Annotated in this window: 6 protein-coding genes; all 6 read left to right on the top strand. The window is 40.8% G+C overall.

All coding sequences use genetic code 11. The annotated features are described in order from the left end of the window. Positions 1–90: 90 nt before the first annotated feature. Complete coding sequence (locus tag ACE5CV_RS14835; protein WP_374950973.1) at positions 91–420, top strand: hypothetical protein; 330 nt, start codon at positions 91–93, stop codon at positions 418–420. 3 nt (positions 421–423) lie between these two features. Then, entirely contained in the window at positions 424–1,704 is a 1,281-nt protein-coding gene (traM, locus tag ACE5CV_RS14830) for a conjugative transposon protein TraM (protein WP_374950972.1), read from the top strand. A gap of 10 nt (positions 1,705–1,714) precedes the next feature. Next, positions 1,715–2,548 (top strand): DUF4138 domain-containing protein, encoded by an 834-nt coding sequence (locus ACE5CV_RS14825; protein ID WP_374950971.1) that lies wholly within the window; start codon positions 1,715–1,717, stop codon positions 2,546–2,548. A gap of 33 nt (positions 2,549–2,581) precedes the next feature. Continuing rightward, the gene (locus ACE5CV_RS14820; protein ID WP_374950970.1) at positions 2,582–3,352 is read left to right on the top strand and encodes a hypothetical protein; all 771 of its coding nucleotides are present in this window, start codon (positions 2,582–2,584) and stop codon (positions 3,350–3,352) included. Between the two features lie 55 nt (positions 3,353–3,407). Then, positions 3,408–3,878: a hypothetical protein gene (locus ACE5CV_RS14815; RefSeq protein WP_374950969.1), complete on the top strand. Its 471-nt coding sequence runs from the start codon at positions 3,408–3,410 to the stop codon at positions 3,876–3,878. Between the two features lie 277 nt (positions 3,879–4,155). Further along, a partial coding sequence (locus ACE5CV_RS14810) for a Fic/DOC family N-terminal domain-containing protein (RefSeq protein WP_374950968.1) occupies positions 4,156–4,731 on the top strand: 576 nt, incomplete at its 3' end.

Here is a 4,731-nt window from a genome sequence, read left to right as displayed (position 1 = left end):
AGCCAGGTCAGACAATAATCCGCATGGTTTTTTGATCCTGCATTGGGAAACCTTAGCGAACAGGGATACCACCATTCAACATTAAAAGCTATGATTTTATCAAACAGTAAAACGTCAGCACAATTGAGCGACAAGGTTGCGGCTTCGCTGGCAAAACAGATTATCAATTTCCAAATACGTTTTTCGGCTTGGCTAAACAGGTGGTTTAACGCTTATTCTATTCGTCAAAAAAAACAGATTGCTATAGCAATCGGACTGCTAACGTTCATTATACTAATGAGCAGTTCATTTTGCAGCTTTTATACCATTCCCAAATTATCACAAAACTATACGTCTGCACATATTGGGCAGGCATCAGAGTTCCCCGATCCCCAATTCATTAAACGTCAATTAACAGATTCATTAACTAAAAAAAAGTAAATCATGAATGCAGTATTAAACAGCGGCCAATTGCCGCAGCATACACCTGAATTTTTGAAAGATCGCAAATTTTTAATCTTTATGCCCCTGCTTATCATCCCATTTTTAACGATGGCATTTTGGGCATTAGGCGGCGGTAAGCAATCAGCATCCGCCTTTGAAAATTCCAATGCACAAGGGTTAAATGCAACACTGCCGCAGGCGCAGTTTAAGGATCAAAAGGCCCAGGATAAAATGGGCGTTTATCAAACCGTTAAAACTGATTCTGTAAGTTCATCCAGCAGCGGGGTTAGCGAAAGTTTCGTTAAATCAATGGGACTGGATGCCGCTAAAGCCGGGCATACTGATTCCGCTACCCAGCGTTCGACCGCCAACCTTACAGGTGGCCCTACCGTGGCAGATGTGAACGAAGCTAAAATTCAGGCCAAACTTGCCGCTATCAATCAGCAGATCAACCAGCCAGAGCAGCCTAACTACGGCGGCGGGAGCACCTCATCGCCACAATCTGCCGCCGATGTAAAACGGCTGGAATTGATGATGAAAGCGATGAATGGTAACGGAGGCGGCAACGATCCTGAAATGAAGCAGCTAACACAAATGCTGCAACAAATTAACGATATACAAAATCCTGGCAATGCTAATAGCAAGCTTCGTACTCAATCTCTGAAAAATCATGGACGTGTTTATGCGGTGATGGCGGCGAATGATGATGACGACGATAATCCCGCAACTGATAAAATGCAGGTTAGCTACGCTTCTTATGATGGTGGCGGTAAAACAAAAAAACGCCGCTCCGCTAATGCTGCCGAAACAGCAGGTAATACTATTCAGGCAGTGGTGCATGAAGATCAAACGCTCGTAACCGGCGCGGTTATCAAGTTGAGGTTATTGGATGGCATTTATGTAAACGGCAAAATGATACCAAAAGGCAGCTTTGTTTACGGCACCTGCGCTTTGAATAACGAGCGATTAGAAGTCAAAATAACCAGCATTCGCTATCTCAACAACATACTACCGGTAGCACTCGCTGTTTATGATCTTGACGGTATGGAGGGCTTATACGTTCCCGGTTCCATTGGAAGGGATGCTGCAAAAAATGGTGTTGGCGATGCCGTGCAGTCCATGCAGATCATGTCAATGGATCAGTCCGTTGGTACACAGGCGGCCAGTGCAGGAGTTGAAGCCGCAAAAGGCTTATTCAACCATAAGGTAAAGCAAATTAAAGTTAAAGTAAAGGCCGGTTACGAAGTTCTTTTAAAGGATAGTAACGACCGTGATAATTAAACAAAATGCCATGAAAAAATCATTCATTATTTTCATTCTTGGTGCCTGGGGGACAGTTTCCTACGCACAAGATACCGCTTATGTGAGCCGTGATAAAACCACCGCTTTATTCTTTAAATCTGCTGTTAAAATTATCAGCAAGTCAACGCCGGATTTCGATGTTGACCAAAAAGAGAATGCTTTGATTACGATTAAAGCCCTTACCACAGATTTTTCACCAACCCGTATTAATGTCCAGGAAATTAGCACTGCAAAAATCTATCACATTCCGGTAGAATATTCCTACGGACGTGCCGGACGACGAATTGAACTTGATGGAGGAGCACCAATGACAGTTCGGGTCATTAAAACTGCGGATTTTAATTACAGCGCAGTTGTTACCCAATTAGCCGAAGGTAAACGCAAAGACGTGGTAGACCATGAAAAAACCGGAGGAGTAAAAGCTTGGGTTGATAAGCTATCCCTTGCGGGTAACCGGGTTTTCTTTAGGTTGGATATTCGGAACAAATCCAATCTGCCTTATGAAATTGATTTTGTACGCTTTTATATCAGGGATTTGAAAACGGTTGCGCGGATGGCAACCCATGAACAGGAGATCGTGCCGTTAATTACAACACTCCATAAAAAAACTTCCATTGGCCATAAACAGGAGATCGCAAGAGTTTTTGGCTTTCACCGTTTTTCCCTTTCTGAAGACCAGGCGTTAAACGTTGAATTGTATGAGCGCAATGGAAACCGCCATTTGTACCTGCAAATTAAACAAAAGGATCTGGACGATTTAAAGACAATTGCCCCCGCAAGGCAGCAACCGGGAAATACTTTAGTAGCTGCTAATACACTTTAATTAACCATTTATTTCATTTTTAATCATTAAGTTATGAATACTCAAAATGCTGAATTTCTAAAAAAGAGCCTGCTTAACCTGGGTTTTGGCGATAAGTTAAATGCTGAACTGGATAAGGAAATGGCTGCTAAGACGCCTGAATTTAAGTTAGGCTTACAACATGAGTTCAACCAAAAAACGGTTGATTATACCCTGCATTTTAAAGCAGGTGATAATAAGGATATGTACTTTTTCAATAAGTATGATGCAACCATCAGTCACAAAGATGATCCTGCAAAGGATATTAATCAATCGTTCTTCATCAATAAAGGTAGCGGCATAACCGCTAAAGAGGCTTTTAATCTCATGGAAGGCCGTGCTGTACACAAACAGCTTTACAATTTGGAAGGCCAAAAATATCAATCCTGGTTAACGCTTGATGATAAAAACCTTACCGAAAACGGTAATAAGAAGATCAAGCACTATCATGAAAATTATGGATATGATATTGCTAAGGTTATTGCCGGAAAAGGTATTAAGGAACTCGAAGACCCTAAAGCAAAGGAAGAATTAATGTATTCCTTAAAGAAAGGTAACGCCCAGCAGATCACTATTGGTGGCGAGGATGGCGATAAAAAATATTTTATCGCGGCTAACCCGCAATTCAAAACCGTCGACCTTTACGATTATCAAATGAAGAAAATCAAACGGGAAGAATTACTACATCCCGAACAAAAGCCGGTAAGGAACTTAAAACAACGCGGGCAGCAAAAGGAGGATGCTCCTGCAAAAAAGCAGTCGCGTAAAGCAAAAGTTCATGTTTAATGTAAATCCCGAAACAGGTCAGTTACTGACCTGTTTCTTTTAAAAAATTAACGTTATGACAACCACAATCGTAAAACACAATCCGCTAACCCAAATAAGCGATGAGCGGTGGATTAAATTTGTAGACCTGATAACTGACAACGTTTTAGCTTTAAATAGCAGGAAGCTTTCTAAAGTTGAAATATTTTATACTGAGGGCGGCCATTATCCAGCTGCTTATTTCCGCTTAACTACAATACTGGATGATGCTGCCGATGACGATCTTAAAACCGAAGTATCGGGCTTCGTTTTTGGCTTTAATAACGATTGGGATGATGACGTTTATATTCACCCGCTATCTCCACAAGGTTATTGGGAGGACTGGTTAAAAGAAAATGAAATAACAGCCACATTTAATTACCACGAAGTAGGATTACGGAAACTTAATGAGTTTCTTGAAAATGAATTGCAAGTTTGGAAATTGCCCAGAAATACAGATACGTTCGAATTCATTCCGAATGAGTGGCGGTTGTTAAAACGCTGTTAAGCATTAGATATATCACTAAATCAAGTTTTTGTTCTTAATCCATTGAGCAAATCTTAATATGGTACTACTATTTTTGTACAGTCTAATCCTACGCGATTTCCCGAATATATATTAATTTTTTCATGACGACACATCCATTTGCTAATGCCAGAGTCACGCACTATCTTAAAATCGCATTATTTTAAGGTCATAAGGTGTTTACCAACCACGTTTAAGGCCAAAAAACTATTTGACCTTAAAATGTCAATATTTTAAGGTCAATTTTGTATATTTGTAAATGCCTTATAAAGTAAATCCTGACCGGAGCGTTCCATGGAATACCTTACCGGAACTGCCAGTTGACAAACACCTATATGAAGATATTGAAATTTACAGTCAATTGGGGAATGCCAAAGCAGCGCTCGGACGCTTACAAGGCCGGAGTATCGTCATTCCGAACCAAGGGCTGCTGATAAACTCTATAAGTTTACAGGAAGCGAAAGCGTCAAGTTCAATAGAAAATATTTTCACAACTGATGATGAATTATATCAGGCCTATAGCGAAGAACAAATCCAGCAACTTACCGGTCCATCTAAGGAAGTCCTGTATTATCGGCAGGCCTTATGGGATGGTTATGCCTATTTGCAAAAAGACCAGATTTTCGATGAAAATTACTTCGTAAAAATGTACCGTATAGTCAGCCAGTTCAATGATGGTATAAGAACACCCATCGCGCAGATTGTAATCAAGGAAGGTGGCACCGGGCCAAATGCCGGTAAGGTTTCCTATACACCACCAAGAGGCAAGGGCATAGTCGAAGCTAAGCTCCATAACTTAATAGAGTTTTTGAACGATGATAAAACTTGTCCACTA

The organism is Mucilaginibacter sp., from assembly GCF_964263795.1.
Classification (GTDB): domain Bacteria; phylum Bacteroidota; class Bacteroidia; order Sphingobacteriales; family Sphingobacteriaceae; genus Mucilaginibacter.
The sequence above is the reverse complement of the archived record's forward strand: the minus strand, read 5'-3'. Positions and strand labels throughout refer to the sequence as shown.